Below are 25,572 nucleotides of genomic sequence, written 5' to 3'. Positions count from 1 at the left end.
TGCGACGGGCGCCCGGTAACGATGCAGAAACCGCCCATTTACGCAACGGCTCCCTCTTGACGCCCAGGTAACCGCAGGGCAGCATGGCGTTTACAACTATTGCACATTTTGTCCCATTATCGGACAACAGCGCAGTGGATCGATGTTGCACGAACGGAGCCTGCGGGTGTCTCGCCCGGCTCCGCGCACCCTTCGTTCCACGTAGCGCTGGACGGAGGTGGCGGTGAGCGCGGGCATGGTAATTCGCCGGCTCGGCGGCGGTCTGCTGGTCTTGTGGCTTGTTTCGATTCTCACCTTCCTGCTGGTACAGCTGATTCCCGGCGACCCGGCGGAAGTGATCGCCGGTGAGAACGCCACCGTGGCCGAAGTGGTCAGGATCCGCACCGAACTCGGCTTGGACAAACCCGTCCTGGAGCGGTACTTCGCCTGGTTCTCCGGCGTTCTGCAGGGAGACCTCGGCAACTCGTTGTTCACCAACAGGTCCGTCGCGGACACGATCATCGAGGCGGCGCCGCCGACCGTGGTCATCACCCTGGTGGCGATCATGATCGCCGTCGTGCTCGGTGTGACGGCCGGCATCATCGCGGGCCTCACCCAGGGAAGCTGGATCGACCGGGCCGTCTCCGCCCTCGCCACCCTCGGCATCGCGATGCCGAGCTTCTGGCTCGCGATGGTGCTCGTGTCCGTGTTCGCGCTGGCCAACCCCTGGTTACCCGCGACCGGATACGTCGACTTCAGGGAGGGGTTCGGGGAGTGGCTCTCCTACGTGATCCTCCCGTCCACGGCGCTCGGGGTGGCCACGGCGGCGGAGCTCGCCAGGCACACCCGGGGCTGTGTGGCCGACGTGCTCACTCGCCCGTACGTGCGCACGGCACGGGCCAGAGGCGCCTCGGGCATGTGGCTGGTCCGGCGGCACATCCTGCGCAACGCGGCCATCCCGGTGGTGACCGTGCTCGGCCTGCAGGCCGGGCGGCTCCTCGGCGGAGTCATCGTGGTGGAGGCCGTGTTCGGCATCTCCGGACTCGGCTCCCTCGCCATCAACTCGGTGCTGCAACGGAACTATCCGATGATCCAGGGCTACGTCCTGTTCAGCGCCGTCATCGTGGTGGCGATCAACCTCATCGTGGACCTGGCCTACGGCTGGATCAACCCGAAGGTGCGTACGGCATGACCATGGCCACCCGGAGCGCCCGTCCGCGCCATGTCCTCCGCTCGATCCTGCGCCGGCCGTCCAGCGCGGTCGCCGTCGGATTCGTCGTCGTCCTCGTCTTCTTCGCGATCGCCGGGCCGCTCGTCTACCCTCACGACCCGGAGGCCCAGGATCTCGGCAACAGGTTCGCCGACGTCAGCCTCACGCATCTGCTCGGCACCGACGAGTTCGGCCGCGACGTCGCGAGCCGGATCATCCAGGCGTCGCGCATCGCCGTCGTCGCCCCGCTCATCTCGGTGGGCGTCGCGTTGCTCATCGGCCTGCCGCTCGGGCTGTGGGCCGGTGTGCGGCGCGGCGTCGTCGACAGCGTCGCGGGCCGGCTCGCCGACACCATCCTCAGCCTCCCCGCCCTCGTCGGGGCGCTGGCCATCGTCGCCGTGCTCGGCCCGGGGCTGGTCAACGCGATGCTCGCGATCGGCATCATCTTCTCCCCCGGCCTGTTCCGGGTCGTACGCGGGGCGACGATGGCCGTGGCGGAGGAGACCTTCGTGGACTCGGCGGTGGCGATCGGCTCGTCCACCCGGCGAACCCTCTGGGTGCACATCCTGCCCAACATCGCCGCCCCGCTGCTGGTCCAGGTCACGATCCTGATGGGCGTCGCGCTCCTGGTCGAGGCGAGCCTGAGCTTCATCGGTCTCGGAGTACAGCCACCCGACGCGAGTTGGGGCTCGATGCTCAAGGCCGCGTACACCAACCAGTTCCACTCCCCCTTCTCGGTGGTGCCGCCCGGAATCGCGATGGTGCTGACCGTGCTCGCGTTCAACACGATCGGTGACTCGATCCGTGACGCCGTCGGACTCAGGAGGCGTACATGACAGCAGGACCGGCGCAGCGAAGCGACGCCACCGAGCCGCTGCTCTCCGTCGAGGGCCTCACCATCGACCTGCCCGGCGGCTCCAGACAGCCCGGCCTGGTCGAGGACGTCACCTTCGAGGTGCGCAAGGGGCAGGCGGTCGCGCTGATCGGCGAGTCCGGCTGCGGCAAGTCGCTCACCTCCATGGCGATCCTGGGCCTGTTGCCCGCGGCCGTCCGGGTCTCGGCGGGCGCGATCCGCTTCGACGGGGTGGACCTGCTCACCTGCGACCGGCGGCAGCTTCGCCGGATCCGCGGCGGACCGGTCGGCATGGTCTTCCAGGAGCCGATGAGCAGCCTCAACCCCACGATGACCGTCGGCGACCAGATCGCCGAGGTACGACGGCTGCACCTGGGCGAACGGCGGTCGGTCGCGCTCAAGCAGGCCGGACGGCTGCTGAGCCGGGTCGGCATCCCGAACGCAGAGCGCAGGCTCAGGTCCTACCCGCACGAGATGAGCGGCGGCATGCAGCAACGCGTCATGATCGCGGCCGCCATCGCCTGCGACCCGAAGCTGCTGATCGCCGACGAACCGACCACCGCCCTCGACGTCACGATCCAGGCCGAGATCCTGGAGCTGCTGCGCGACCTGCGACGCGACCTCGATCTGGCCGTCCTGCTGGTCACGCACGACCTCGGCGTGGTCGCGGACTTCTGTGACGACGTGGTCGTCATGTACGCCGGTCACGTCGCCGAGCGAACCCCCGTCGACCGGCTCTTCTACGATCCTCGGCACCCGTACTCCGGCGCGCTGCTCGCCGCCGTACCGCAGGCGGGCCGGGCCCGGAGCAGTTTGACGGTCATCCCGGGCCGGGTCCCTTCCGCAGGGCAGTTCCCCGAGGGCTGCCGGTTCGAGCCTCGCTGCGTGCACAGCGTCGAGGACTTCTGCCGGCGACCACAGGCCGACGCGGTCATCGACGACGAACGCCACACGCGATGCGGACGCGTCGCCTCCGGCGACCTGATTCTGAAGGGGGCCGTCCGTGGCTGAGGATCGTGTGGTTCTGCGCGTACGCGGCCTGAGCAAGTCGTTCCCGCTGCGTCGCGGCCTGCTGGGCCGGACGCTGGAGAGCGTCCAGGCCGTCGACGGAGTCGACCTGGAGGTACGGGCCGGCACCACGGTCGGCATCGTGGGCGAGTCCGGCTCTGGCAAGACGACGGTGGGCCGGCTGATGGCCCGGCTGCTCAAGCCGGACCGGGGCACGGTCGAGGTGGAGGGCAAGGACGTCAGCAGGGCGCGCGGCAGCGAGCTCAAGGAGATGCGCGGCAAGCTCCAGGTCATCTTCCAGGACCCGTACGGCGCGCTCGACCCGACCAAGACGATCGGCCACGCCGTCGCCGAACCGCTCCTGGTCCACGGCCGGATCGGCCGGGACCAGATGCGTGAGCACGCCGCCCAGCTGCTCGGCCGGGTCACCCTCGATCCGGCGTTCGTCGACAGGTATCCGGACGAGCTGTCCGGCGGGCAGCGGCAGCGGGTCTGCATCGCCCGCGCGCTGGCGCTCTCGCCGAGCGTTCTCGTCGCCGACGAGCCGACCTCCGCGCTGGACCTGTCCACCCGTTCGGAGATCCTCAACCTGCTGCTGTCCATCCAGCAGGACACCGGGCAGGCGGTGGTCCTCGTGTCCCACGACTTCGCCACGGTCAGGCACCTGTCGCACCGGATCGCGGTGATGTACCTGGGCCGGATCGTCGAGGAGGGGTCCGCGGAGCAGATCGCCACCGACCCTCGGCACCCGTACACCAAGGCGCTGCTGTCGGCGGTGCCGGTGCCCGATCCCGACGTGCAGCGCTCGCGGCGCCGCACCGTGCTGCGCGGCGAGCTTCCCGATCCGGCGAACCCCCCTTCGGGTTGCCGCTTTCGCACCCGCTGCCCGGTCGTCCAGGACGAGTGCGCCCACCTGGACCCGCCGCTGTTGCAGATCGGCGCCGAGCACCGGGTCGCGTGCGTGCTGCACCGGCCGCCGCCGAACGACGCGCTGATCGGCGAGACCCAGGAGACCTCGCGATGAGCGCCTCCCGAGCCTCAAGGACCTCACAGACCTCAGGGGCCCCAGGAGCCCCAGGAGCCCCAGGAGCACTGCACGGGATCCGCGTCGTCGACTTCGGTCACCACGTCGCAGGACCGCTGGCCGCGCTCATGCTCGCCGACCAGGGGGCCGACGTCGTGCGCGTCGACCGTCCTGGTGTCACTCCCGGTGCCGAAGACGCGTTCTTCAACCGGGGCAAGCGGCGGATCAGCCTCGACCTGAAGAACGCGGCGGACCTGGGCGTCGCCCGCGACCTCGTCCGGCGGGCCGACGTTCTCGTCGAGAACTTCCGGCCGGGGGTGATGGACCGGCTCGGTCTCGGCTGGGAGGAGTCACGCGCGGGCAACCCGCGGCTCGTCTACTGCTCGATGCCCGGCTTCGCGGCCGACGATCCGCGCGCCGGTGTCCCCGGCTGGGAGGGTGTCGTCGCGGCCGCCACCGGCAACTGCCGGATCCGGGCCGGTCACGCGCCGGACGGCTGGGACGACACCCGGCCGACCTACACGGCGGTACCCGTCGCGTCCAACTTCGCGGCGTTCTGCGGCGCCTTCGCGATCGTGGCGAGCCTCACCGCCCGGCACCGCACCGGACGGGGTGACCGCGTCGAGGTGCCGCTGTTCGACGCGATGTTCGAGGCCATCGGGGGGAGCGGCGCCTACCCGGTCGCGCAGGGGCTGCCGCCGGATCGGGCGATCAGTTCCAACGGCAGTGGCACCTACCGCTGCGCGGACGACAGGTATGTGCAGTTCAACCCGATCGGCGCGACACCTCGCTTCCTCACCTGGTTCCTCGACGCGGCCGGGGTGACAGCCTGGACGGGCGAGGGCCTGACCGACCGCACCCGGATGGACCACGACCCCTCGCTGCGCCGGCTGCTGCACGACCGGCTCACCGCGCTGTTCCGGACCCGCCCGGCGGGCGAGTGGGAGGAGCTCGCCAACGCGGCGGGCGTGCCGCTCGCCGCGGTCAGGACGCTGGACGAATGGTTGGAGAGCGACCACGCGCTCGCCTCCGGGCAGGCCGTCGTGGTCGACGATCCGGAACTCGGCGCGACGGTGATGCCCGGCTCGGCGGTGTGGCTGTCCGCCACCCCCGCGCTGCCCGGCAGGCCGCGGCACCTGCCCGACGCGGACCGCGCGGAGATCCTCGCCGAACTCACGTCGCCGCCCGCCGGCTCACCGCGCGACGAGCCGACGGCGAACCAGCCGGTGGGGAACCAGCCGGCAGGAAACGAGCCGACGCGCGACGAGCCGGTGGGGAGCGAGGGCGAGCCGGTCCGTCTGCCCTACGAGGGACTGCGGGTCGTCGACCTCACCCAGATCCTGGCCGGGCCGAGCGCGGGACGGATCCTCGTCGAGTTCGGGGCCGACGTCGTCAAGATCAACTCACCGCAGCGGCGCGTCGGCGCGCACGGGTTCGTCAACCGTGGCAAGCGGACGGTCCTCGTGGACGTGAAGTCGAGCCAGGGCCGGCAGATCCTCTGGCGCCTCATCGACGACGCGGACGTGCTGACCCACAACTTCCCCGAACGGACCGCCGAACGCTACGGCCTCGGCTACGAGCACGTCCGGGCCCGCCGCCCCGACATCGTCTACGTCTCCGTCAGCTGCTACGGCCACGGCGGACCCTGGACCGGCCGCCGGGGGTACGAGACCCAGGGCCAGGCCGCGACCGGGATCATGACCAGGACGGGCGGCGACGGCCGACCGGCCGTGCTGGGCCCGTACAACCTCCTGGACTACGGCACCGGCGCGATGGCCGCCTTCGCGAGCGCGGTGGGTCTCTACCATCGCGAGCTGACCGGAGAAGGCCAGCAGGTGCGCACCTCCCTCACCCAGACCGGCGGCTACCAGCAGGCGAGGTTCGCGGTGCGCCCCGCACCCGGGCTCCCGGCCGCGGCGCACGACCGGTACCGCCGCGCGGCCGAGCCGTGCGGGCCGTCTGCTCTGGGGATCGACCCGTGGCACCGGTTCCACCGGGCGGCCGACCGATGGTTCTTCCTCGGGGCGACCCGGGAGAGCCTGCCGACGCTCCGCGAGGTCCCCGGCCTGGAGGAGGCCCTGTCCGGCCTGGACGGGTCCGACGACGACGCGGTGGCGGCGGCCCTGGAGACCGCCTTCCACGCCGGCACCGCCCGCGAGTGGACCGACCGCCTCACCTCGGCGGGGCTGGGCGCGCACCCGGTCACGACCCTCGCGGAGCTGATGACCGACCCGTGGGCCCGATCGAGAGGGCTCACCGTCAGCCAGATCTCCGAGGAGGTCGGCGAGGTGGTGATGCCCGGCATCGCCATCCGGGTGCACGGCAACCCGCCGCGCCTGGGCCACCCGGTACGCCGGCCGGGCGCCGACGCGCGCGAGGTGCTGGACCGGATCGGGCTCGCCGACTCGGCCGAGGCACTCGCGGCGGGCTGGGCCGTGCAGATGACCGCGCTGCCCCCTGGCTGGGACCACTTCTGACCGCCGACCGGCAAACCGAACAGCACATCCAGGCCCGCTGAGCGGGACGTGCCGCGATCGCGGCACCGACAGGAGGACTCTGATGAGCGACGACCCGGTCACCCGGTACGACCTTCTTATCAAGGGCGGCCGGGTTCTGGACCCCGGGCGGGAACTCGACGGCGTCATGGACATCGCCGTCACCGGCGGCCGGATCACCAAGGTCGGCGGGAACATCCCCGCCGACTCGGCCCGCCGGGTGATCGACGCGAGCGGCCCCGGACGCTACGTCGTCCCCGGGCTGATCGACATCCACACGCACGTCGCGCACGGCGCGATCACCCCGGGTGTGGGCATGGAGGGCTGCGACCCCGACGCCATCGGCGTGCGTTCCGGAGTCACCACACTGGTCGACGCCGGATCCGTCGGCGTCGCCAACATCGGTGTCTTCTCCGCCTACATCCAGCCGAACGCCAGGACACGGGTCGTCCCGTACCTGAACATCGGCAGCTACGCGCACACCATGCCCACGATGATCGACGTCAACGACCTGGCAGAGATCGACCCGGTCGCCATCGCGAAGTGCGTCGCCGCCAATCCCGGGCTGGTCCAGGGCATCAAGCTGCGGCTGGTCGGGCCGCTCGTCGCCACGCACGGCAAGGACATCGTGTCCGCGACCAAGGCGGTGGCGAGGGAGCACGGGCTCCCGCTCATGGTGCACATCGGCGACCTGTCCGCGCGGCGGCGCCCCGATCCGCACCTGCTCGAACCGGCCACCCGGTTCGCCATCGAGCAGCTCGACGCGGGAGACATCCTCACCCATCTGTGCACGCCGAACCACGGCGGCGTGATGGACGCGGCGGATCGGATGATGCCCGCCCTGCTCGCCGCCCGCGAGCGCGGGATCACCCTCGACTCCGCGCTGGGCAGGGGCAACTTCGGCTACCGGGTCGCGAGCGAGCAGCGCGCGCTCGGGCTGCTCCCCGACACCATCAGCAGCGACCTGACCGCGGCCGGAGAGACCTTCCACTCGCTGCTGGAGTGCATGGCCAAGTTCATGGCCGTGGGCTACAGCCTGTCCGAGGTGGTCCGGATGACCACGGCGAACGCGGCGCGGGCGATCGGCGCGGAGCACGAGCTCGGCGCGATCGCGGCCGGCAGGGAGGCCGACCTCACGGTGCTCGACCTGGTCGAGGGCGACTTCGAGTTCGTCGACACCAAACAGGAGGTCTTCCACGGCGGCTTCGGCCTGCGGCCGGTGCAGACCGTACGGGCCGGCGAGCTGATCGCGCCGGGTTGGGGCACCCACCCGTGGGGTTGGCTGCCGGCGCCGCGTTCCACCTCCGGGGCGGCGTCATGACGGGCGGGCGGAGGTTCGAGGTCGACGCCGACTGGGAGCGGCTGCCCGACGACCTGCGGCACGCGGACGTGGCCGCGGTCGACGTGGACGCGGCCGACCGCGTCTACCTGTTCACCCGCTTCGACGGCCAGGTCATCGTGTACGAGCGGGACGGCACCTTCGTCCGCAGCTGGGGAAAGGGCCTGTTCACCACGCCGCACGGGCTGACCGTCGGGCCGGACGGCGGCGTCTACTGCGTCGACGCGGGCGACCACACGGTCCGCAAGTTCACCCCCGAGGGTGAGTTGCTCATGACGCTGGGCACCGCCGGGACGGCGTCGGACACCGGGTTCGTCTCCGGCCGGCCGGTGCACGTGCACAGCGTCGAGGGCGTTCGGTACCCGGGCGGGCCGTTCAACCGGCCCACCAACCTCGCCGTCGCCCCGAACGGCGACCTCTACGTGACCGACGGGTACGGAAACAGCCGGGTGCACCGGTTCACCGCGTCCGGTGAGCTGATCGGCTCCTGGGGCGAGCCCGGCACCGGTCCCGGCCGGTTCCACCTGCCGCACTGCCTGGACGTCGCGGCGGACGGGCGGGTGTTCGTCGGCGACCGCGAGAACGACCGGATCCAGATCTTCACCCCGGACGGGGAGTTCATCGAGGAGTGGACCGACATCCGGCGCCCGTGCGACCTCACCATCGCCCCGGACGGCTCGGTGTTCGTCGTCGAGCTGTGGCGGCCGGCAGGCAAGAGGTCGTTCGTGCACGGCGAGGCGCTGGAGGACCAGCCCGCCCGGCTCACCGTGCTGGACCGGCACGGCGCCGTGGTCGAGCGGTGGGGGGACTCCACGACGGACCGTACCGCGGCCGGCAACTTCATCGCGCCGCACGGGGTCGCGCTGGACTCCCACGGAGACCTGTACGTCGCGGAGGTGACGTACAGCTTCGCCATCAGACCCGGCTGGGTCGCGCCGTCGAGCGGACGGCACCAACTGCAGAAGTTCCTGCGCGTCGGCGCGGGAGAAGACACCCTGGCTAGGAGACACGCATGAGGCGCGAAAACGGTCGGATTCTCACCACGCACGGCGGCAACCTGCCGCGTCCCAAGGACCTGGACGAGCTGATCGCCCAGGGCGATCAGGAGGCCGTCGACGCGCGGCTGCCGAGCGCGGTGGCCGAGGTCGTCGCCCGTCAGATGGAGTGCGGCCTCGACGTCGTCAACGACGGCGAGTACGTCAAGGCCGCGAACCTGTCCGCCTACAGCGGCTACATCCACGCCCGGGTGACCGGCTGGGAGACCCTGCCCATCGACCCGAACGTCCCGCCCAAGCGCGAGTACGTCGCCGCGCGCGACAAGGCGGACTTCCCCGGCACCTATGCCTCCGGCCTCTGGCTGGCCGGATCCGGAGGGCCGGTGCGGCCCGGCTTCTCCACCCCGGGCGCCGCGCCGAAGCCGCCGACGTCGGGCCGGGTGTGCACCTCCCCGATCACCTACATCGGCCAGGACGCCATCGCGGCCGACATCGCGGCGATGAAGACGGCGGTCGAAGGCAAGGAGGTGGACGGTTTCATCGCCGCGCTGGGGCCGCTCAGCCTGGGCGCGGGTGCGAGGAACGAGCACTACGCGAGCGAGGAGGAGTACATGTTCGCGGTCGCCGAGGCGCTCCGCGAGGAGTACCGGGCGGTCACCGACGCCGGCCTGGTGCTGCAGATCGACGAGCCCGAGTTCGCGACCACCTGGCAGTTCCACCCCACCTGGACGGTCGAGGACCTGCGTCGTTACCTCGAGTTCGCGGTAGAGGTGATCAACCACAGCATCGACGGGCTGCCCTCCGAGCAGATCCGGATGCACACCTGCTGGGGCAGCGGTCACCGGCCGCACACCCAGGACATCGGCCTCGAACACATCGCGGACCTGCTGATCAAGGTCAACACCCAGGCCTACGCCATCGAGTCCGGCAACGTCCGGCACGCGCACGAGTGGCGGGTGTGGGAGGACGTGAAACTGCCCGAGGGCAAGATCCTCGCCCCCGGAGTGGTCAGCCACGCCACCGACCTGGTCGAGCACCCCCTCCTCGTCGCCGAACGGCTGACGAACTTCGCCAGTGTGGTGGGCAAGGAGAACCTGCAGGCGGGGACCGACTGCGGGATCGGATCGCGCGTGGGCCACGAGGAGATCGTGTGGGCGAAGCTCGCCGCGCTCGCGGAGGGCGCCGCGATCGCCGGTAGCCGGTTGTAGGCCGGTTCACAGCACAAGTCCAGGACCTGGTGGGGGCGTGATTCAGCGTCACGGCTGAAGACGGGGCACCGAGAACCACGGCACACGCGGACGCGGGCCGGCACGTCGACGACGGAGCCGGAGAGCGCCGCGGGTCGCCAGTCATACCAGTCAAGCTCGCTTCTGAAATATGGAGGCATAAGCCGTGAAACGAGCAGCAGTAAAAACGGCCAGCGCATTTCTCGCCACCGGTCTCGCCCTCTCCGGCTGTGGCGCCGGGACGACCGACCGGCCGACGTCGAACACCTCCGGCGCCTCCGGTGACTCCGGTGCCTTCGACAACGCGGCCATCCTGCGGTGGGCCGTGCCGGGCAACCCGACCTCCTTCGATCCCCGCAAGGCCGCGCCGCTCGACCCGGTGTTCCTCGACGTGGTCTACGAGCACCTGGTCCGCCGGAGTGCGGCCGGTGAGATCGGGCCGGGGCTCGCGACCGAGTGGACGTTCTCCGACGAGAACAAGGTGATCACCCTCAAGCTGCGCGAAGGGGTGAAGTTCCACAACGGCGAGAAGTTCGACGCCGAGGCCGTCAAGGCGTCGCTGGAGGCGTACAAGAAGAGCGGCGCGCTCGTGACGACGCTGTCGGTGCTCGACAAGGTCGAGGTCACCGGCCCGTCCGAGGTGAAGCTCACCTTCTCCGAGCCGGCCGGCTACATGATCAACGTGCTCGCCGGTGAGGCCGGCATCGTGGTCGCGCCCGGTGCGCTCGACGCCGAGGACCTGCCGACCAAGCCGGTCGGCACCGGCCCCTTCGAGATCGACACGCTGCAGGTGGGCAAGGTCACCTTCAAGAAGTTCGAGGGCTACTGGAACGCCGCCGAGACGACCATCGGCGGCCTGGAGATGACGGTCTACTCCGACGAGACGACCCGCCTGCGCGCGGTGAAGTCGGGGCAGGCCGACGGCACCTCGATCACACCCGGCCAGATCAAGGAGGCCGAGGCGGACGGCCTGACCGTGGTCAGGGGCCCCAACACCACCTTCAACGGAATCCTGCTGAACACCTCCGTCAAGGGGCTCGACAACCCCAAGGTGCGGCAGGCCTTGATGTACGCCATCGACCGCGACGCGATCAGCAAGAACCTGTACGAGGGCGCCTGCGTCTCCGCGGTGCAGCCGTACCAGGAGGGCTTCTGGGCCCACGTGCCCGAACTGAGCGACGTGTCCTCCTACTACGACCCGGAGAAGGCCAAGAAGCTCCTCGCCGAGGCCGGCCTGCCGAACGGCATGGACATAACGCTGGAGGTCGGCCCCAACACGTCGTACCAGATCCTCGCCCAGGCACTGCAGGCACAGCTGCAGAAGGTGGGGATCAAGGCCACGATCAAGGTCCTGGAATTCCAGCAGATGATCACCGCTCGCCGGACCGGCCAGTTCACCGCCACGGTGGCGCTGGTACAGGCCGGCCGGCCCGACCCGAGCCAGTTCGTCGCGGACTTCTACACGAAGGGCGGCGCGTACAACCCCGGCGGCTTCTCCCAGGACGGGATCGGCGAACTGCTGGCGAAGGCACGGGCCAGCGACGACGTCACGGAGCGGGCGGCACCGATGCACCAGATCATCAAGGAGGTCGCGGCGGCCGGACCCCCGGTGATCCCGGTGTGCGGCGTGACCTACGTGGCGGCCTTCCGCAAGGGGGTGACCGGCCTCGACGTACCGGTGGTCGGTGACTACCACTACAGCTCAGTGAAGATCAGCAAGCAATAGAGAGAGGAAGCCCATGCGGCTCAACGACAAGGTGGCCGTCGTCACCGGATCAGGGCGTGGCCTCGGCCGCGCGTACGCCGAGGCGCTGGGCGCGGCCGGTGCCGCCGTGGTGGTCAACGACATCGACGCCGACGTCGCCAAGGAGACCGTCGAGGCGATCACCGCCGCCGGTGGGCGTGCCGTCGCCGAGGTGTGCGCCGTCGGCACCGCGGAGTCGGCCGACGCCCTGGTCCAGCGGGCCGTCTCGGAGTTCGGCCGCCTGGACGTGATGTGCACCAACGCCGGCGCGCTGCGCGACCGTACGCTGGCCAAGGTCACGGACGAGGAGTTCGACCTCGTGGTGGACAGCCACGTCCGCGGCACCTTCACCTGCGGTCGTGCCGCGGTGCGCCGATTCCGCGAGCAGGGCGGCGGTGGCCGGCTGATCCTGGTCGGCTCACCCGCCGGCCAGTACGGCGGCTTCGGGCAGACGGCGTACGCCGCGTCCAAGGCGGCCATCATCGCCATGGTGCGGGTGTGGTCGACCGAGACGGCGAAGCTGGGCGTGACCGTGAACGCGATCGTGCCCACCGCGCTGACCAGGATGGCCGCGACCATCCCGTCGCTGACCGAGGTCGTCGCCGCGGTCGAGGCGGGCGGCCCGGTCCCGGCCGACCTGCGCCGGCGCGGCATCGGCAAGGTCGAGGACGTGGCGCCGCTCGTCGTCTACCTCGCCTCGGACGAGTCGGCCGGCGTCACCGGGCAGTACATCGGCTTCGGCGGCGACAGGTTCGCGATCTGGGCGCACCCGAAGGAGGCGTTCGTCACGCACCGCGACGGCGGGTGGAGCGCGGAGCAACTCGCCGCCGACTTCGCCGGGTTCTCCGAGCACCTGCAGAGCCACCTGCCGCCCCCGAAGTGACCGGCGAGAGCCGTCCCAGCCTGGCTGGGACGGCTCGACGCGCGTGCTCAGCCGAAGTAGAACGCGTGCGAGGCGAGTGAGATCCGTCGACGAAGCGCGGGATCGGGGACGAGCCGCGCGAAGGAGTCGACGGCGTCACGATAGGTGACCGGATGCCGGGCGCCGACGAACGGGGCGTCGCTCCCCCAGAAGACGTGGTCCGGCCCGGCGGTCCCGATCAGGGTCGCCGCGTGACCGGCCAGAGTGTCCTCGCCGACGCCGAAACGGTAGCCCGCGGACAGCTTCACCCACACCCTGCCGGTGTCGAGGGCGCGCAGGAGCGCCGCACCACCGGCACCCGTGTAGCCGGCGACCCGGTCCGGGTCGCCGAAGTGGTCCACGACGACCTTCACCCCCGAGGCGGTCAGCCGCTCCAGCACCGGCGGCAACCGGTCGCCCTCGATGTTCAGCTCGATGTGCCAGTCGAGGTCCGCGACCCGGAACAGCAGCCGCCGGTACGCCGGGTCGGTGAGGTCCGGCAGGTCGGCGAGCCGTCGCCACTGGAACCTGACGCCCACCACACCGTCGGACTTCATCCGGTCCAGGACGTACCGATCGACGGTGGGCTCGACGATGACGGTCCCGCGCAGCCGCTCGTGCGCCCGCAACGCCTCGATCGTGTAGTCGTTCAGGTCGCCGAGCAGGCTCATCGCCGACAGCACACCGTAGCCGACGCCGTGCTCGTCCATCATCGACACGAACGTGTCCGCCGTCAGCTCCCCCTCGGGCCGGGTCCAGGCCCGCGCCGCGAGAGGCAGCGCGCGGGTGAACAGGTGGACATGGGTGTCCACGAGAGGCGCCCCGCTCTCGGACAAGCCGTCACCCGTCACGGCGTCGCGATCCGGTAGAGCGAGGCCGCCGTCCCGCCGAGGACCAGGGCGGCGTCCCTCTCGGACAGGCCGGAGACCGACTCGCGGGCGATCCCGACCATGTCCGCGTAGGCGCCGGCGGTCTGGGTGACGTCCGAACCCCACAGCACCCGCTCCGCGCCGAACCGGGAGACGAGCCATTCGACCACGACCGACGGCGCACCGCCCGCGGCGATGATCCTGGCGAAGTTGAGCGTCGTCACCTTGACGTGGACCTGCGGCAGGTCGGCGAGCGCGAGCAACTCGCCGGCCCCCGGGTAGGGCGCCGGGCGATCCGTCTCGACGCTCGCGATGTGATCGAGCACGACCGGTGTGTCCGGGAACTCGCGGGTCACCGCGGCGAGCGCGCGCAGGCTCTCGTCGCGGTTCCAGCGGTAGATGTGCAGGCACATCGACAGGCCGAGTTCGCTCGCCTGCCGCCACACCTCGCGGGCCCGCTCTCCGGCGAACCACTCCGTTCCCGGTGTGCCGCCGTGCTGGTCTCCGCCCGGCGAGGTGAGGCGGACGGCCGCGGCGCCGCGCTCCGCCCAGTGGCGTACGGTCCGCGCCGCGTCCGGGGCCTGCGCGTCGAGGACGCACATCGCGGCGAGCCGGTCGGGGTGCCGGGCCGCCGAGTCCACCACGTAGCTGTTGTCGTAGCCGAACACGTGGGCGCGCTGGACGGCGACCGCGCCCGACAGCTCGTGGTCGCGCATCGCGGCGAGCAGCCGTTCCGCGGTCATCGGATCGTCGCGTACGGCGTCGCTGACCGAGCCGCCGGGCGGGTTGAACGGGTAGGCCGGGTCGTTGGTCACCAGGTGCGCGTGTGCGTCGATCAGGGCAGGGGTCATCGGATGCGCTCCCAGGTGAGGATGGGGGTGGGCGGCCTGCCGGGGGTTCGCTCGGCGCGCAGGATGAGCCGGTCACCGTCCACGACGGCGAGGCGGACCAGGGTGGCGCCGATCCAGTTGGGATAGATCGCGGTCTCGACCTGGTGGACGACGCGGTCGCCGGACCATTCGTAGCGTCCGGCGTACGCGCCGAAGGTCCGTACGGCGGCGAGCTTCTCCTCGTCGGTGGTCCACCGCCAGTTCTCCGTCCGCAGGAGCGGGCGGTCTCCGGCCATGTACTGCACCGACATGTAGCCGTCGGGGCCGTAGATGAGCAGGCCGAGCGGCTTGTCCCCGAGGGAGCGCGCGCCGTCGTCGGGCTCGCCCTCCATGACGTAGTCGACCAGCTGCCAGGTTCCGACGATCATGAGGTCGCGCCCATCTGCTCCCGGAACGCCCGCGTCATCGAGTGGGCCGTGCGGGCGAGCATGGTGGCGTCGTTGCCCATGATGAGGAACTGGTGGCCGAGGGCGGCGGTGCGGGCGGCCGACGACGCGTCCACACACGCCGCGCCGCAGGGCTTGCCCGCCGCGGCGGCCGCGGCCCGCGCCCGGTCGAGCGACTCCTTGACCACGGGATCGTTCATGCGGACCCCGAGCGCGAGGGAGAGGTCACCGGCGCCCAGGAACACCGCGTCGACCCCCGGCACGGCGAGAATGCCGGCGGCGGCGTCGATCGCCGCGGGGCTCTCCAGTTGGGGGACGCAGACGACGTCCTCGTTGCCGACCCGGACGTACTCGTCTCGGGACATCAGTCCCCACCTGCCCGCGCGGCTGGTGCCGCCCGCTCCTCGTTGGCCGAGGGGCGGGAAGCGGGTCGCCGCCACCACCCGTTCGGCGTCGGCGACCGAGTCGACGCGGGGGGCGAGGATGCCCCGGGCGCCTGCGTCGAGGACCCGCTGGATGGTGCCGGCCTGGTGGTCGGGCACGCGTACCAGGGGGTCGACGCCGTACGCCGAGGCGGCGCTGATCATCCGGGCGGCGAGGGTGAGGTCGATGGGAGAGTGTTCGAGGTCGATCACCACGAAGTCGAATCCGGCGTCGGCCATGATGTCGACGCTCTCGACGGTCGCCAGCTTGATCCAGGTACCCAGCCTCGGCGTTTGCGCGGAGGCTGTCGTGAAGAACGTCATGCGGTCGTGATGTGGTCGGGGGCCGGGTACTCGTCGGCGTTGAGCACCCATCCGGCCTTGGCGGAGAAGTCGGCGCGCGGCGGGCTGAAGATGTCGATGAGCATGTGCACGCCGTCGCCGACCGCCTGGCTGGTGTGCACGGTGGGCGGCGGGATGATCGCGACGGCGGGGCTGCCGACGGCCGCGTGCTCGTCGGCGCGCCACTGGGAGCGCTTCGACGTCCACGGCGTCCGGACATGGTGGATGTAGTCGCCGGCGACGGTGAGCGAGCACTGCTCGAAGTCGTCGTGGTGGTGGGGGGAGAGCCGGTCGGGGTCGCGCGGGCCGTCCTTGGGGTCCCCGAAGTTGACCATGAAGGCGCTGGACCGGAAGATGCGGCCGAACCGGCCGGGTCGCAGCGGGAAGTCGGCGTTGCGGTAGACGCGCAGGCGGTGGCCGGCGGGCGGATCCGGCCACGGCTCCAGCAGGGCGACGCGCGGGTGTGGCTCGGCGTACTCCGAGGCGTTGCCGCAGCGTGCGAGGAGGTCGGCGGTGCGGACGTCGAACAGGCGGACCAGGTCGGCGTCGCCGTGCGCGGTGAGCTCGCTGTCGCCGGGGGGCACGATGACCACGCCGCTCCCGGTCACCGTCCGGCTTTCCGCGCCGGCCGTCACGTCGATCGTGATGTCGTCGTGGGGGAGGACGACGACGTACTCCTCCCGCTGCGCGGCCGCGTCGCGGCGGAGCGCGTCGCCGGGGGCCAGGCGGGTGAAGGCGAGCACGAAGTTCTGGCCGCGGACGTACCAGGTCTTGCTGCCGAGCTCGGTGACCTCGTCGGGCGGCAGCGCGAGGAACTCGTAGGTGGCGAGCGCGGCGATGGGGTCGTTCGGGTTCGTCGTGGCCGGCGCCGTGTTGAGCGCGGCGCGAGGGTCGTTGGGGCCGTACATGTGGTTCGTCCTTACAGTCAGTCGTCCGGGCCGGGCGGGTACGAGGGGTGCGGACCGTCAGTCGTCCAAGCCGAGCGGGTACGAGGGGTGCGGACCGTCAGTCGTCCAAGCCGGGCGGGTACGAGGGGTGCGGACCGTCAGTCGTCCAGGCCGAGCAGGTACGAGGGGTTGACGCGGACTATCTGCCGCAGGTCCTTCTCCGGCAGTCCGAGGTCGAGCAGCGCGGACCCGACCCGGATGAAGGAGTCGACGGGCATCGGGCGGCCGACCTGGCCGAGGTCGGAGGCGAGCACGGTGTGTTCGGGCCCGACCCGCTCGATCCAGTCCATCAGCACTTCCGGACCCCACCGCACGTTCGCCACCTCGGGGTCGTACATGCTGGTCTCATGCTCGATGTAGGCGCCGAGCATGACGAACTCCCGGCACTGCGCCGGGTCGGAGCCGATCACGAAGTTCGGATGGCTGACCACCAGCCGCCGGACTCCGGCGTCGCGCGCGGCGGTGAAGACCTCCCTGATGTCGTCGGGTGCCATGTGCCCGGCGGAGAGCAGCGCGCCGGTCTCGGCGACGACCGAGATGACCTGGCCGACCTCGGGGATGAGCTCGCCGTCCGGGCCGCGTACGTCGACCTGGGTGGTGGTGAGGGGGATCGTCGGTTTGGGGAAGCCGCCGCCGGAGTTGTGGTGGTCGACGTGCGCGCCGGAGGAGATGGTGGGAAACCAGACACACCGCCCGCCCATCCGCAGACACATCTCCACCGCGTGCGGGTTGATGCCGCCGACCTGGTTGTTCAGCGCGATGCCGCCGTAGACGGCGGTGCTCACGCCTTTCAGCCGGTCGCCCATCGCGAGGAGGTCCATCACCGTGTTGTGGTGGTGGGACTTCGCCAGGAAGGCGCGCATGCCCAGCCGCGCGCCGTCCTCGGCGGCCTGCACGTGGTCGAACCTGCGCGGCAGCGGGTTGGGGCCGGAGTGGCAGTGCAGGTCGACGAGGCCGTGCAGGACTCGCTCGATCGCGGGTCGGGTCATCGTTGTCCCTCCTGCGCGGTAGCCACCGACGAGGGCACGGCGACCCTTGACAGAAACACCACCACGATAGCATTGTTACAAATTACGGACTTACTGTACGATAAATGCGACTCGCTGTTCTGACAAGGACTTGTCCCGGCGAGATGTTCCAGCGCGACGACCTGCGCTGTCGCTCAAACCCGATTGGGGGCCACGTGCCGGAGGCGACCTATACCTGGGCGGAGATGATGGCGATCTCCATTTCGCACGAGATGGCCGACGGTGCCTTCGGCTCCGTGGGCGCCGCATCGCACATTCCCGCCGCCGGGCTGCGCCTGGCGCAGCTCACGCACGCGCCCAACCTGTCCTTCTTCTGCGGCGGCAGCGGCGCGATGAACCCGAAGATCCAGCGGCTGACCGAGTCGTCGGCCGACTACCGAAACCTCGTGACCAGCGAATACCACTTCAGTCTCGACGACGTCGTGGACTTCGAGACGGCGATGCGCTTCGACTTCGCGTTCCTCGGCGGAATGCAGATCGACAAGCACGGAAACCTGAACATGGCCATGATCGGTGACTGGGACAAGCCGAAGGTGCGCGGACCCGGCACCATCGGCCTGATCTTCCTCGGCGGCTTCAAGACCAGCTACATCTACACCCAGCACCACACGCCGAAGATCTTCGTCGACAAGGTCGACTTCGTCAGCGGCGCGGGCTGGCTCGACGGCGGCGACGCCCGCTCCAAGGTCTTCCGCCCGGAGTCCGACGGGCCCCGGCGGGTGTTCACCCCCCTGGGCGTGTTCGACTTCGAGCCGGAGAGCAAGCGGATGCGCCTGATCAAGGTGCACCCGTGGAGCAGCATCGAGAAGATCCAGGCGGCGACCGGATTCGAGCTGCTGATCGCCGACGACGTGCAGACCGTCGGCGCGCCCAGCGACGAGGAGCTCACCCTGCTGCGGACCCAGGTCGACCGCGACGGTGTGCTGCGCCGCTACCCGTCCGTGGCCTGAGCGCTCATGAGCTTCCACGATCGCCACGTCGTCGCCGACGGCTGTACGACCCACTATCTGGAGGCCGGGGACGGTCCCGCGCTGATCCTCCTGCACGGCGGCGAGTACGGCGCCTCCGCACAGCTCGCCTGGGAGAACTGCATCCCGGCGTTCGCCGAGCACCGTCGCGTGCTGGCGCTCGACTTCGTCGGCTTCGGGCACAGCGACAAACTTCGCGACTTCGGCGGCCAGCGCCGGCTCATGCGACGGCAGGTCGCCGGCGTGCTGCGCACCCTGCGCGTCGACTCGGCGGACTTCATCGGCACGTCCCTCAGCGGACGACTGCTGCTCGACATCGCCAACCGGCCGTCACCCGAGTGGCCGATCCGGTCGATGGTCGTGGTGGGCACCGGTCTGGCCGCCCCCGCGGCCGAGGCCCGCGCCGTGCTCGAGGACTTCGACGGCACGCTCGACGGCCTGCGCCCGTCGATGGACGTCCTCTTCCACGACCCGCGCTGGAGGGACAGCGAAGACTACCTGCGCCGCCGCCACGAGTACTGCATGGTCCCCGGGGCGTGGGAGACCGCCGCGGCGGGCAATCTGCGCGCGCCGGGACGTGACGGCGGCGAGCGACGGCCCCATGTTCGCCCGCCCGCCCGCGACTACGGGGGCATCACCGTGCCCACCTGTCTCGTCCGGGGGCGGCACGACCGGCTGGTGCCGGCGCCGACCTGGCAGGAGCTCGCGGCGCAGATCCCGGACGCGCGGACCGAGACGATCGACGGCAGCGGCCACTATCCGCAGATCGAGCGCTCGGCGGAGTTCGCCGAGGTGGCGCTCGGGTTCCTCGCGCGGACGAAGGCGGAGGCACGATGAGCGACCTCCACCTCGAGTCCGGCGGAGACGACGGCCCCGCGGTGCTCTTCCTGCACGGCTCCGGCGCGTCGGGAGCCGTCTGGAAGCCGGTACTGGAGCGGCTGCGCGAGCGCGGGACCCGATACCGGTGGCTCGTCGCCGACCTGCCGGGGCACGGCCGCTCGGGCCACCGCGACGACTACTCGCCCGAGGGGTACGCCGGCGCGATGTCCGCCGCGCTCACCGGCGTACTGGGTGAGAACGCGTCCCTGCACGTCGTCGGTCACTCGCTCGGCGGGCTGGTCGGGATGACCGTCGCGGACGGGACCCACGGCGTCACGGTCGAGTCCCTGACGGTGATCGCGATGAAGGTCGCCTGGACCGAGGAGGAGCTGGCCAGGCGGTCCGCGACGGCCGACCGGCCGGTCCGGATCTTTCCCGAGGAGAAAGAGGCCCGCGAGCTGTTCGGGCGGATATCGGGTCTGCGAGGACCCGCGTTCACCGACGAGGACCGCGCCGGCGGGGTGACGGCCCGCGACGGCGGCTACGCGCTCTCCGCCGACCCCGGTATCACCGGGGCCGCCCCGGCCACCGGCCCCGAACTCGCCGCGCGCATGCGCGCGGTGACCTGCCCGGTCGAACTCGCCTGCGGCGACCACGACCCCGGCATCGACCCGGCGGACATGGCCGAGGTGCTCGGCCATCAGGTCACCGTGCTGCCCGGCGCGGGGCACAACGTCCACATCGAGCGCCCCGACCTCATCGCCGACCTGGTCGAGCGGGCACTCGGCCGCTGACGAACGGACACCCATGCGAATCGAGAACCTCCTGCGGCAGAACGCGGTACGACGCGGCCCGCTGCCCGCAGTCATCTGTGACCAGGCCCAGCTGTCCTGGGCCGAGCTGGACATCGAGACCAACCGGCTGGCCAACGCGCTGATCGGGCTCGGATACCGCGCGCAGGAGCGGGTCGCGCTGGTGATGTCCAACTGCCACCACATCGTGACGGCCTTCCACGGCTCGTGGAAGGCGAACCTGATCACCGTGGGGATCAACACCCGGTTCACCGCGCCCGAGATCGCCAGGATCCTCACCCACTCGGGCGCGTCCCTCGTCATCTGCGACACCCCCGCCGCGGTCGAGGCCGCGAGAGGGGTGCCGGGCATCCGCGGCGTCTACACCATCGGCCTGGGCGACGACGACCAGGGGTCGTTCGTGAGCCTCGTCGCCTCCGGTGACCCGGGCGACGTGCCCGAGACCGGCACCGGCGGCGACCTGCGCTCGCTGCGCTACACCAGCGGCACCACCGGCGCGTCCAAGGGCTGCATGGCCACGCACGACCAGCAGCTCGCCAGCACGGCCAACTACCTGTGCGAGGTCAACGTGCCGCGCGGCGGCCCGACCTGGATCTCGGTGCCGCTGACGTTGGGGGTCGGCGCGTCCTTCGTGACGACCACCGCCTACCTCGGCGTCCCGCTGCTGCTGCGCCGGCGCTTCGACCCGGCCGCGTTCGTCGACGACGTCGACAGGTTCGGGGTCGAGCACGCCTTCCTGGTACCGACCATGCTGGTCGACCTGGTCCGGGCGCTGCCCGACCTCGACCTGCACCGCGCGAGCGCGCTCAAGCTGGTGGGGTACGGCGGCGCGTCGGTGTCCTGGAGCCTGATCCGATCCCTGGCGCAGGCGCTGGACCTGGAGTTCTACCACGCGTTCGGGGCGACGGAGGCGGGTGGTTTCGTGGCGTTGCTCACCCCGGACGACCACCGCAACTTCCTGCGCACCGAGGCCGCCTCCATCGTCCCGGTGGGCAGACCGGCCGCGTTCGCCGACGTCAAGATCTTCGACGCGGAGGACCGCGAGGTGGCCGTACGGGAGACCGGCGAGATGCGGATCCGCGCGACCAGCGTGTTCTCCGGCTACTGGAGCCAGCCGGAGGTGACCCGCGCGGTGCTCAAGGACGGCTGGCTCCGGCTCGGCGACATGGCCTGGCGGGACGAGCGCGGCTACATCTATCTCGCCGACCGGGCGCAGGGCGTGATCCGGTCGGGGGCGCAGAACGTGTACGCCGGCGAGGTCGAGGCGGTGCTGCAGGCCTGCCCCGGCGTCGCCCGCGCCGCGGTGATCGGGGTGCCGCACGAGCGGTTCGGCGAGTCGGTCAAGGCGCTGGTGCAGCGGGCGCCGGGTGAGGAACTGACGGAGCAGCAGGTCCTCGACTACTGCGCGGAACGGCTCGCCGGCTACAAGCGGCCCCGCGAGGTGGAGTTCGTGACCGACCTGCCGGTCGACGAGGGCGGCAAGATCAGGAGAGCCGAGCTGAAGCGCGTCACCGAGGTGCGCCTGCTCGGCGAGGTGACGACCGGCGGCGACGCCGGTCCGGTTAAGGAGTTCAGGCGATGAGCGCGAACAAGGTGACGACCCCCGAGGAGGCGGTCGCCGGCATCCCCGACGGAGCCACGATCGCGCTGGGCGGCGTGCACTCCCACAACAGCCCGATGGCGCTGGTGAACGCGCTGATCCGGCGCGGGGTCAAGGATCTGGAGCTGATCCCGACGCCGAGCGGCGGCCCGCCGGTGGACATGCTGATCGCCGCCGGTTGCGTCCGGCGGCTGCACGTCTCCTACGTGGGGCTGGAGTTCCTCGGCATGGCGCCGAACTACCGCCGCGCCGCGGAGAGCCGGTCGATCGAGATCGTCGAGGCGGACGAGGCCTACATCGTCTACGGGTTCCGGGCCGGGGCCAGCCGGCTGCCGTTCCTGCCGCTGCCCGCGCTCTACGAGGGGACCGACCTGCCCAAGGTCAACAAGGACATCCGGTCCACGACCGACCCGTACACCGGAAAGACGGTGACCACCATCCCCGCCCTGCGCGCCGACTACGGGCTGTTCCACGCGCAGGTCACCGACCGTAAGGGCAACGCGCAGGTCTTCGGCCAGCGGCGGTTCGAGGACGTGATGGCGAAGGCGTGCGACCACGTCGTCATCAGCTCGGACGAGATTCTGGACGAGTACGCCCCGGCCCCGGATCCGCGCCTGGTGTCCATCCCCGGCGCGATCGTCGACAGCGTCGCGCACGCGCCCTACGGCTCGCACCCGCTGTCCTCGCCGGGGCACTACGCCTACGACCGGGAGCAGCTGGTGGAGTACCGGGACCTCGCCGCCCAGGACCGGACCAAGGAGTATCTGGAGAAGTACGTGTTCTCGGTCGACGACCACCAGGAGTATCTGGACAAGCTGGGCGCCCGGCGCCTCCTGGGTCTCCAGCAGACGTTCCGCTGAACCGGGCCCTGGTCCTCACGTTCCGCTGAACGGGAGGACCTTGAGCCTCCGGCAGACGCTCTGCGGAGCCGGACCGCGAGCCTCCGGCAGACGTTCCGCGGGGCGAGCCCCTGGGCCTCCGGCAGACGTTCCGCTGAACCGGGCCCGCCCGCCCGGGGCCTACCAGGAGTAGGCCTCCGGCGCGGGTCCGGGACCGGGGAAGATGGCGTCGAGGCGCTCGAGCGTCTTGTCGTCCAAGGACACCTCGAAGGCGCGGGTGGCGGCGTCGAGCTGGGCGAGGGTACGCGGCCCGATGATCGGCGCGGTCACGCCGGGCCGCCCCAGCAGCCAGGCCATCGCCACGTCGGCGGGGTTCTCGCCGAGTTCGTCGCACAGGTCCTCGAACGCCTGGATGGCGGCGCGGTGCCGGTCCAGCTTGATCAGTCGCTTGCCCCGGTGGGTCGCCACCTTGGCTCCGGGGAGCGGAGTGCCCATCCGGTTCTCCCGCTCCTTACGCAGGATCCCGCCGAGCAGGCCGGCGTCGAGCGGCGACCACGGCATCATGCCGACGCCGTAGTGCGCGCAGGCGGGCAGGACCTCCAGCTCGGCGGTGCGTTCGAGCAGGTTGTAGATGGTCTGTTCGCTCACCAGACCGGGGCGGCCGCGCCGGGCGGCGGCTTCCTGCCCGGCGGCGAGGTGCCAGCCGGGCTGGTTGGACGACCCCACGTAGACGATCTTGCCCTGGGTTTTGAGCACGTCCATCGCCTCCCAGATCTCGTCCCACGGAGTCGATCGGTCGATGTGGTGCATCTGGTAGATGTCGATGTAGTCGGTGCGCAGCCGCCGGAGCGACGCCTCGCAGGCGCGCCGGATGTGCAGGGCGGACAGGCCGGCGTGGTTCGGCCACTCGGACATCCGGCCGTACAGCTTGGTGCTGAGCACCGTGCGCTCACGGCGGCCCCCGCCGGTGGACAGCCACCGGCCGATGATCTGCTCGGTGAGTCCTTCGCCGAACCGCCAGCCGTACACGTCGGACGTGTCGATCAGGTTGATCCCCAGCTCGTGGGCGTGATCCATGATCTTGGACGCGTCCTCCTCGGTCGTCTGGGTGCCGAAGTTGTCGGTGCCGAGCACCAGCCGGCTGACCGTCAGACCGCTGCGACCGAGGTTGGTGAACTCCACGAGATCTCCTGATTCCATTTATCGGACGACGAGTCCTATATTTGAATTTTGATGGTAGCGTTCGTGAGCAGATGAGGTAAAGAGCACTGGTCCGGCAGGTAGTCACGCTTCTGACCGCACATGCACCTGGGCCACGCCACGGATCCGCCCAAGGAGTCTCCTCGATGAGCACAAACCTGTCCGAGCACCTCGCCGTCGCGGAGTTACCTGCGGCGCACAGCTTCGTCGGGGGCGCTCTGCGCGGTGGCGGCGGGCCGGTCTTCACGACCTGTCATCCGGGCGACGGCTCGCCGATCGCGGAGGTCGAGGCGGCGACGGCCGGCTTCGTCGACGAGGCCGTGGCCGGCGCGGTCGCGGCCCAGCCCGCCTGGGCGCGCACCTCCCCGCACGAACGCGCGCGGATCCTGCGGATGGCCGCCGACCTGATCGAGTCGCGGGCCCCGCGACTCGCCCACCTGGTCGCGCTGGACAACGGCAAGACGCTGGCGGAGGCGCGCGGCGACGTCTTCGTGGCGGCTGCCCACCTGCGCGGTGCGGCGGGCTGGGCGTCCGGCCTCGAAGGCATCACCCTGCCGGCGGACGGATCCACGCTGCGAATGACCTTCCGGGAGCCGGTGGGGGTGGTGGCGGCGATCATCCCCTTCAACACCACCCTCATGTTCGCGGCGCAGAAGGCCGGCCCGGCCCTCGCGGCGGGGAACGCGATCGTGATCAAGGCACCCGAGCTCAGCCCGCTCGCGGCGCCGGTCTTCGCCAGGATCCTCACCGCCGCCGGACTCCCCGACGGTCTCGTCCAGGTGGTCCAGGGCGCGGGAGAGGTGGGCCGCCGGCTGGTCGAGCATCCCGGGGTGAGCATGGTGTCGTTCACCGGCAGCACCTCGGTCGGCCGGCAGGTGATGGCCTCGGCGGCGGACGGGGTGAAACGGGTGCTGCTGGAGCTCGGCGGGAAGTCCGCGAACATCGTCTACGCCGACGCGGACCTGGACGCCGCCCTGCACGCCACGGTCGGCGGCATCTTCCGCAACGCCGGTCAGCGATGTTTCTCCGGCTCCCGGCTCCTGGTCGAGGACCCGGTCGCGGACGCGTTCGTCGAACGGGTCGCCGACGTGGCGCGCTCGATCAGGGTCGGCGACCCGTTCGCGCCGGACACCCAGCTGGGCGCGCTCATCTCGGAGGGGGAGGCGGCGAGGGTCCTCGCGATGATCGACACGGCCGTGGACCAGGGCGCGCGCGTGCTGGCGGGCGGTGGCCGACCGGCCGGCGTCCATCCCGACGGCGCGTTCGTCGCGCCCACCGTGCTGGAGATCCCCTCGGGACTGCCGCGGGTGCCCGACATCGTGTACGACGAGGTCTTCGGACCGGTCCTCACCGTCCAGCGGTTCAGCGGCGCGGAGCAGGCGGTCGCGCTCGCCAACGACTCCCCGTTCGGCCTGGTGGGCGGTTGCTGGACCCGTGACCTGGACCGGGCGCTCACGACCGCCAGAGCCGTGCGGTCGGGCTATTTCTGGATCAACTCCTACGGGGCGCTGGCGCTGGACGCCCCGATCGGCGGCGTCGGCCTGTCAGGCGTCGGCCGAGAACTCGGCCGGGTGGGGCACGAGGCCTACACGGAGCTCAAGACGGTGATCGTGGACACCGCCGCGGCCGACGCGCCCCGCTGGTACTGACCTTCAGCCACCCCGATCCGAGGAGTG

Annotated in this window: 23 protein-coding genes; 16 read left to right on the top strand and 7 right to left on the bottom strand. The window is 71.0% G+C overall.

The window, feature by feature from the left end; genetic code table 11:
* Nucleotides 1–223: 223 nt before the first annotated feature.
* From ABT352_RS03740 to ABT352_RS03695, 10 genes are all read left to right on the top strand, one after another.
* Nucleotides 224–1,171, top strand: a complete 948-nt coding sequence (locus tag ABT352_RS03740) for an ABC transporter permease (RefSeq protein ID WP_350942240.1) — start codon at nt 224–226, stop codon at nt 1,169–1,171.
* A complete protein-coding gene (locus ABT352_RS03735; RefSeq protein ID WP_350942239.1) occupies nt 1,168–2,025 on the top strand; it encodes an ABC transporter permease in 858 nt (285 codons plus the stop codon). Before ABT352_RS03740 ends, ABT352_RS03735 begins: the two co-directional genes overlap by 4 nt.
* On the top strand, nt 2,022–3,053 hold the full coding sequence (locus tag ABT352_RS03730; protein WP_350942238.1) for an ABC transporter ATP-binding protein: 1,032 nt from the start codon (nt 2,022–2,024) through the stop codon (nt 3,051–3,053). Before ABT352_RS03735 ends, ABT352_RS03730 begins: the two co-directional genes overlap by 4 nt.
* The gene (locus ABT352_RS03725) at nt 3,046–4,074 is read left to right on the top strand and encodes an ABC transporter ATP-binding protein (RefSeq protein WP_350942237.1); all 1,029 of its coding nucleotides are present in this window, start codon (nt 3,046–3,048) and stop codon (nt 4,072–4,074) included. Before ABT352_RS03730 ends, ABT352_RS03725 begins: the two co-directional genes overlap by 8 nt.
* Complete coding sequence (locus ABT352_RS03720; protein ID WP_350942235.1) at nt 4,071–6,551, top strand: CaiB/BaiF CoA transferase family protein; 2,481 nt, start codon at nt 4,071–4,073, stop codon at nt 6,549–6,551. The genes ABT352_RS03725 and ABT352_RS03720 overlap by 4 nt, the downstream gene beginning before the upstream one ends.
* Before the next feature lie 82 nt (nt 6,552–6,633).
* Nucleotides 6,634–7,890 carry an amidohydrolase family protein gene (locus ABT352_RS03715; protein ID WP_350942234.1) on the top strand — a complete coding sequence of 419 codons (1,257 nt, stop codon included), beginning with the start codon at nt 6,634–6,636 and terminating at the stop codon, nt 7,888–7,890.
* Nucleotides 7,887–8,924 (top strand): peptidyl-alpha-hydroxyglycine alpha-amidating lyase family protein, encoded by a 1,038-nt coding sequence (locus ABT352_RS03710; protein WP_350942232.1) that lies wholly within the window; start codon nt 7,887–7,889, stop codon nt 8,922–8,924. The genes ABT352_RS03715 and ABT352_RS03710 overlap by 4 nt, the downstream gene beginning before the upstream one ends.
* Nucleotides 8,921–10,111, top strand: a complete 1,191-nt coding sequence (locus ABT352_RS03705; RefSeq protein WP_350942230.1) for a uroporphyrinogen decarboxylase/cobalamine-independent methonine synthase family protein — start codon at nt 8,921–8,923, stop codon at nt 10,109–10,111. Before ABT352_RS03710 ends, ABT352_RS03705 begins: the two co-directional genes overlap by 4 nt.
* A gap of 184 nt (nt 10,112–10,295) precedes the next feature.
* Nucleotides 10,296–11,855 carry an ABC transporter substrate-binding protein gene (locus tag ABT352_RS03700; RefSeq protein ID WP_350942228.1) on the top strand — a complete coding sequence of 520 codons (1,560 nt, stop codon included), beginning with the start codon at nt 10,296–10,298 and terminating at the stop codon, nt 11,853–11,855.
* A 13-nt stretch (nt 11,856–11,868) separates the two neighbouring features.
* The gene (locus tag ABT352_RS03695) at nt 11,869–12,756 is read left to right on the top strand and encodes an SDR family NAD(P)-dependent oxidoreductase (RefSeq protein ID WP_350942227.1); all 888 of its coding nucleotides are present in this window, start codon (nt 11,869–11,871) and stop codon (nt 12,754–12,756) included.
* A gap of 47 nt (nt 12,757–12,803) precedes the next feature.
* Here the strand turns inward: ABT352_RS03695 and ABT352_RS03690 are convergent, their stop codons facing one another.
* The 6 genes from ABT352_RS03690 to ABT352_RS03665 form a co-directional block, all read right to left on the bottom strand.
* On the bottom strand, nt 12,804–13,586 hold the full coding sequence (locus tag ABT352_RS03690) for an amidohydrolase family protein (RefSeq protein ID WP_350942225.1): 783 nt from the start codon (nt 13,584–13,586) through the stop codon (nt 12,804–12,806).
* Between the two features lie 35 nt (nt 13,587–13,621).
* Nucleotides 13,622–14,494, bottom strand: coding sequence for an amidohydrolase family protein (locus tag ABT352_RS03685; RefSeq protein WP_350942223.1), 873 nt, complete (start codon nt 14,492–14,494; stop codon nt 13,622–13,624).
* Nucleotides 14,491–14,901 carry a lipocalin-like domain-containing protein gene (locus tag ABT352_RS03680; RefSeq protein ID WP_350942222.1) on the bottom strand — a complete coding sequence of 137 codons (411 nt, stop codon included), beginning with the start codon at nt 14,899–14,901 and terminating at the stop codon, nt 14,491–14,493. The genes ABT352_RS03685 and ABT352_RS03680 overlap by 4 nt, the downstream gene beginning before the upstream one ends.
* Entirely contained in the window at nt 14,898–15,665 is a 768-nt protein-coding gene (locus tag ABT352_RS03675; RefSeq protein WP_350942220.1) for an HpcH/HpaI aldolase family protein, read from the bottom strand. Before ABT352_RS03675 ends, ABT352_RS03680 begins: the two co-directional genes overlap by 4 nt.
* Entirely contained in the window at nt 15,662–16,591 is a 930-nt protein-coding gene (locus ABT352_RS03670; RefSeq protein ID WP_350942218.1) for a cupin domain-containing protein, read from the bottom strand. The genes ABT352_RS03675 and ABT352_RS03670 overlap by 4 nt, the downstream gene beginning before the upstream one ends.
* 137 nt (nt 16,592–16,728) lie before the next feature.
* Nucleotides 16,729–17,619 (bottom strand): DUF6282 family protein, encoded by an 891-nt coding sequence (locus ABT352_RS03665; protein WP_350942217.1) that lies wholly within the window; start codon nt 17,617–17,619, stop codon nt 16,729–16,731.
* Nucleotides 17,620–17,723: 104 nt separating this feature from the next.
* Between ABT352_RS03665 and ABT352_RS03660 the strand changes: the two genes are divergently transcribed.
* The 5 genes from ABT352_RS03660 to ABT352_RS03640 are packed head-to-tail and all read left to right on the top strand — an operon-like array spanning nt 17,724 to nt 22,717.
* Nucleotides 17,724–18,608, top strand: coding sequence for a CoA-transferase subunit beta (locus ABT352_RS03660; protein ID WP_350942216.1), 885 nt, complete (start codon nt 17,724–17,726; stop codon nt 18,606–18,608).
* Between the two features lie 6 nt (nt 18,609–18,614).
* Complete coding sequence (locus ABT352_RS03655; protein WP_350942214.1) at nt 18,615–19,463, top strand: alpha/beta fold hydrolase; 849 nt, start codon at nt 18,615–18,617, stop codon at nt 19,461–19,463.
* Nucleotides 19,460–20,239: an alpha/beta fold hydrolase gene (locus ABT352_RS03650; RefSeq protein ID WP_350942212.1), complete on the top strand. Its 780-nt coding sequence runs from the start codon at nt 19,460–19,462 to the stop codon at nt 20,237–20,239. The genes ABT352_RS03655 and ABT352_RS03650 overlap by 4 nt, the downstream gene beginning before the upstream one ends.
* 13 nt (nt 20,240–20,252) lie before the next feature.
* Complete coding sequence (locus ABT352_RS03645) at nt 20,253–21,839, top strand: class I adenylate-forming enzyme family protein (protein ID WP_350942210.1); 1,587 nt, start codon at nt 20,253–20,255, stop codon at nt 21,837–21,839.
* Entirely contained in the window at nt 21,836–22,717 is an 882-nt protein-coding gene (locus ABT352_RS03640) for a CoA transferase subunit A (RefSeq protein ID WP_350942209.1), read from the top strand. Before ABT352_RS03645 ends, ABT352_RS03640 begins: the two co-directional genes overlap by 4 nt.
* A 159-nt stretch (nt 22,718–22,876) precedes the next feature.
* Here ABT352_RS03640 and ABT352_RS03635 read toward each other — a convergent pair whose 3' ends face one another.
* A complete protein-coding gene (locus tag ABT352_RS03635; protein WP_350942207.1) occupies nt 22,877–23,878 on the bottom strand; it encodes an aldo/keto reductase in 1,002 nt (333 codons plus the stop codon).
* Between the two features lie 164 nt (nt 23,879–24,042).
* Here ABT352_RS03635 and ABT352_RS03630 point away from each other — a divergent pair, with 164 nt between their 5' ends.
* Nucleotides 24,043–25,545 carry an aldehyde dehydrogenase family protein gene (locus ABT352_RS03630; RefSeq protein ID WP_350942205.1) on the top strand — a complete coding sequence of 501 codons (1,503 nt, stop codon included), beginning with the start codon at nt 24,043–24,045 and terminating at the stop codon, nt 25,543–25,545.
* Nucleotides 25,546–25,572 lie beyond the last annotated feature (27 nt).

Source organism: Streptosporangium sp. NPDC000563 (genome assembly GCF_040299985.1).
Lineage (GTDB): Bacteria > Actinomycetota > Actinomycetes > Streptosporangiales > Streptosporangiaceae > Streptosporangium.
This window is presented reverse-complemented; position numbering and strand designations above follow the sequence as displayed.

Excerpts from the sequence above, each read along its gene's own strand:
- ABT352_RS03735 (WP_350942239.1), top strand. The coding sequence starts at position 1,168 with ATGACCATGGCCACCCGGAGCGCCCGTCCGCGCCATGTCCTCCGCTCG.
- ABT352_RS03730 (WP_350942238.1), top strand. The coding sequence starts at position 2,022 with ATGACAGCAGGACCGGCGCAGCGAAGCGACGCCACCGAGCCGCTGCTC.
- ABT352_RS03720 (WP_350942235.1), top strand. The coding sequence starts at position 4,071 with ATGAGCGCCTCCCGAGCCTCAAGGACCTCACAGACCTCAGGGGCCCCA.
- ABT352_RS03715 (WP_350942234.1), top strand. The coding sequence starts at position 6,634 with ATGAGCGACGACCCGGTCACCCGGTACGACCTTCTTATCAAGGGCGGC.
- ABT352_RS03710 (WP_350942232.1), top strand. The coding sequence starts at position 7,887 with ATGACGGGCGGGCGGAGGTTCGAGGTCGACGCCGACTGGGAGCGGCTG.
- ABT352_RS03705 (WP_350942230.1), top strand. The coding sequence starts at position 8,921 with ATGAGGCGCGAAAACGGTCGGATTCTCACCACGCACGGCGGCAACCTG.
- ABT352_RS03695 (WP_350942227.1), top strand. The coding sequence starts at position 11,869 with ATGCGGCTCAACGACAAGGTGGCCGTCGTCACCGGATCAGGGCGTGGC.
- ABT352_RS03685 (WP_350942223.1), bottom strand. The coding sequence starts at position 14,494 with ATGACCCCTGCCCTGATCGACGCACACGCGCACCTGGTGACCAACGAC.
- ABT352_RS03680 (WP_350942222.1), bottom strand. The coding sequence starts at position 14,901 with ATGATCGTCGGAACCTGGCAGCTGGTCGACTACGTCATGGAGGGCGAG.
- ABT352_RS03675 (WP_350942220.1), bottom strand. The coding sequence starts at position 15,665 with ATGACGTTCTTCACGACAGCCTCCGCGCAAACGCCGAGGCTGGGTACC.
- ABT352_RS03670 (WP_350942218.1), bottom strand. The coding sequence starts at position 16,591 with ATGTACGGCCCCAACGACCCTCGCGCCGCGCTCAACACGGCGCCGGCC.
- ABT352_RS03665 (WP_350942217.1), bottom strand. The coding sequence starts at position 17,619 with ATGACCCGACCCGCGATCGAGCGAGTCCTGCACGGCCTCGTCGACCTG.
- ABT352_RS03660 (WP_350942216.1), top strand. The coding sequence starts at position 17,724 with ATGCGACTCGCTGTTCTGACAAGGACTTGTCCCGGCGAGATGTTCCAG.
- ABT352_RS03655 (WP_350942214.1), top strand. The coding sequence starts at position 18,615 with ATGAGCTTCCACGATCGCCACGTCGTCGCCGACGGCTGTACGACCCAC.
- ABT352_RS03650 (WP_350942212.1), top strand. The coding sequence starts at position 19,460 with ATGAGCGACCTCCACCTCGAGTCCGGCGGAGACGACGGCCCCGCGGTG.
- ABT352_RS03645 (WP_350942210.1), top strand. The coding sequence starts at position 20,253 with ATGCGAATCGAGAACCTCCTGCGGCAGAACGCGGTACGACGCGGCCCG.
- ABT352_RS03640 (WP_350942209.1), top strand. The coding sequence starts at position 21,836 with ATGAGCGCGAACAAGGTGACGACCCCCGAGGAGGCGGTCGCCGGCATC.
- ABT352_RS03630 (WP_350942205.1), top strand. The coding sequence starts at position 24,043 with ATGAGCACAAACCTGTCCGAGCACCTCGCCGTCGCGGAGTTACCTGCG.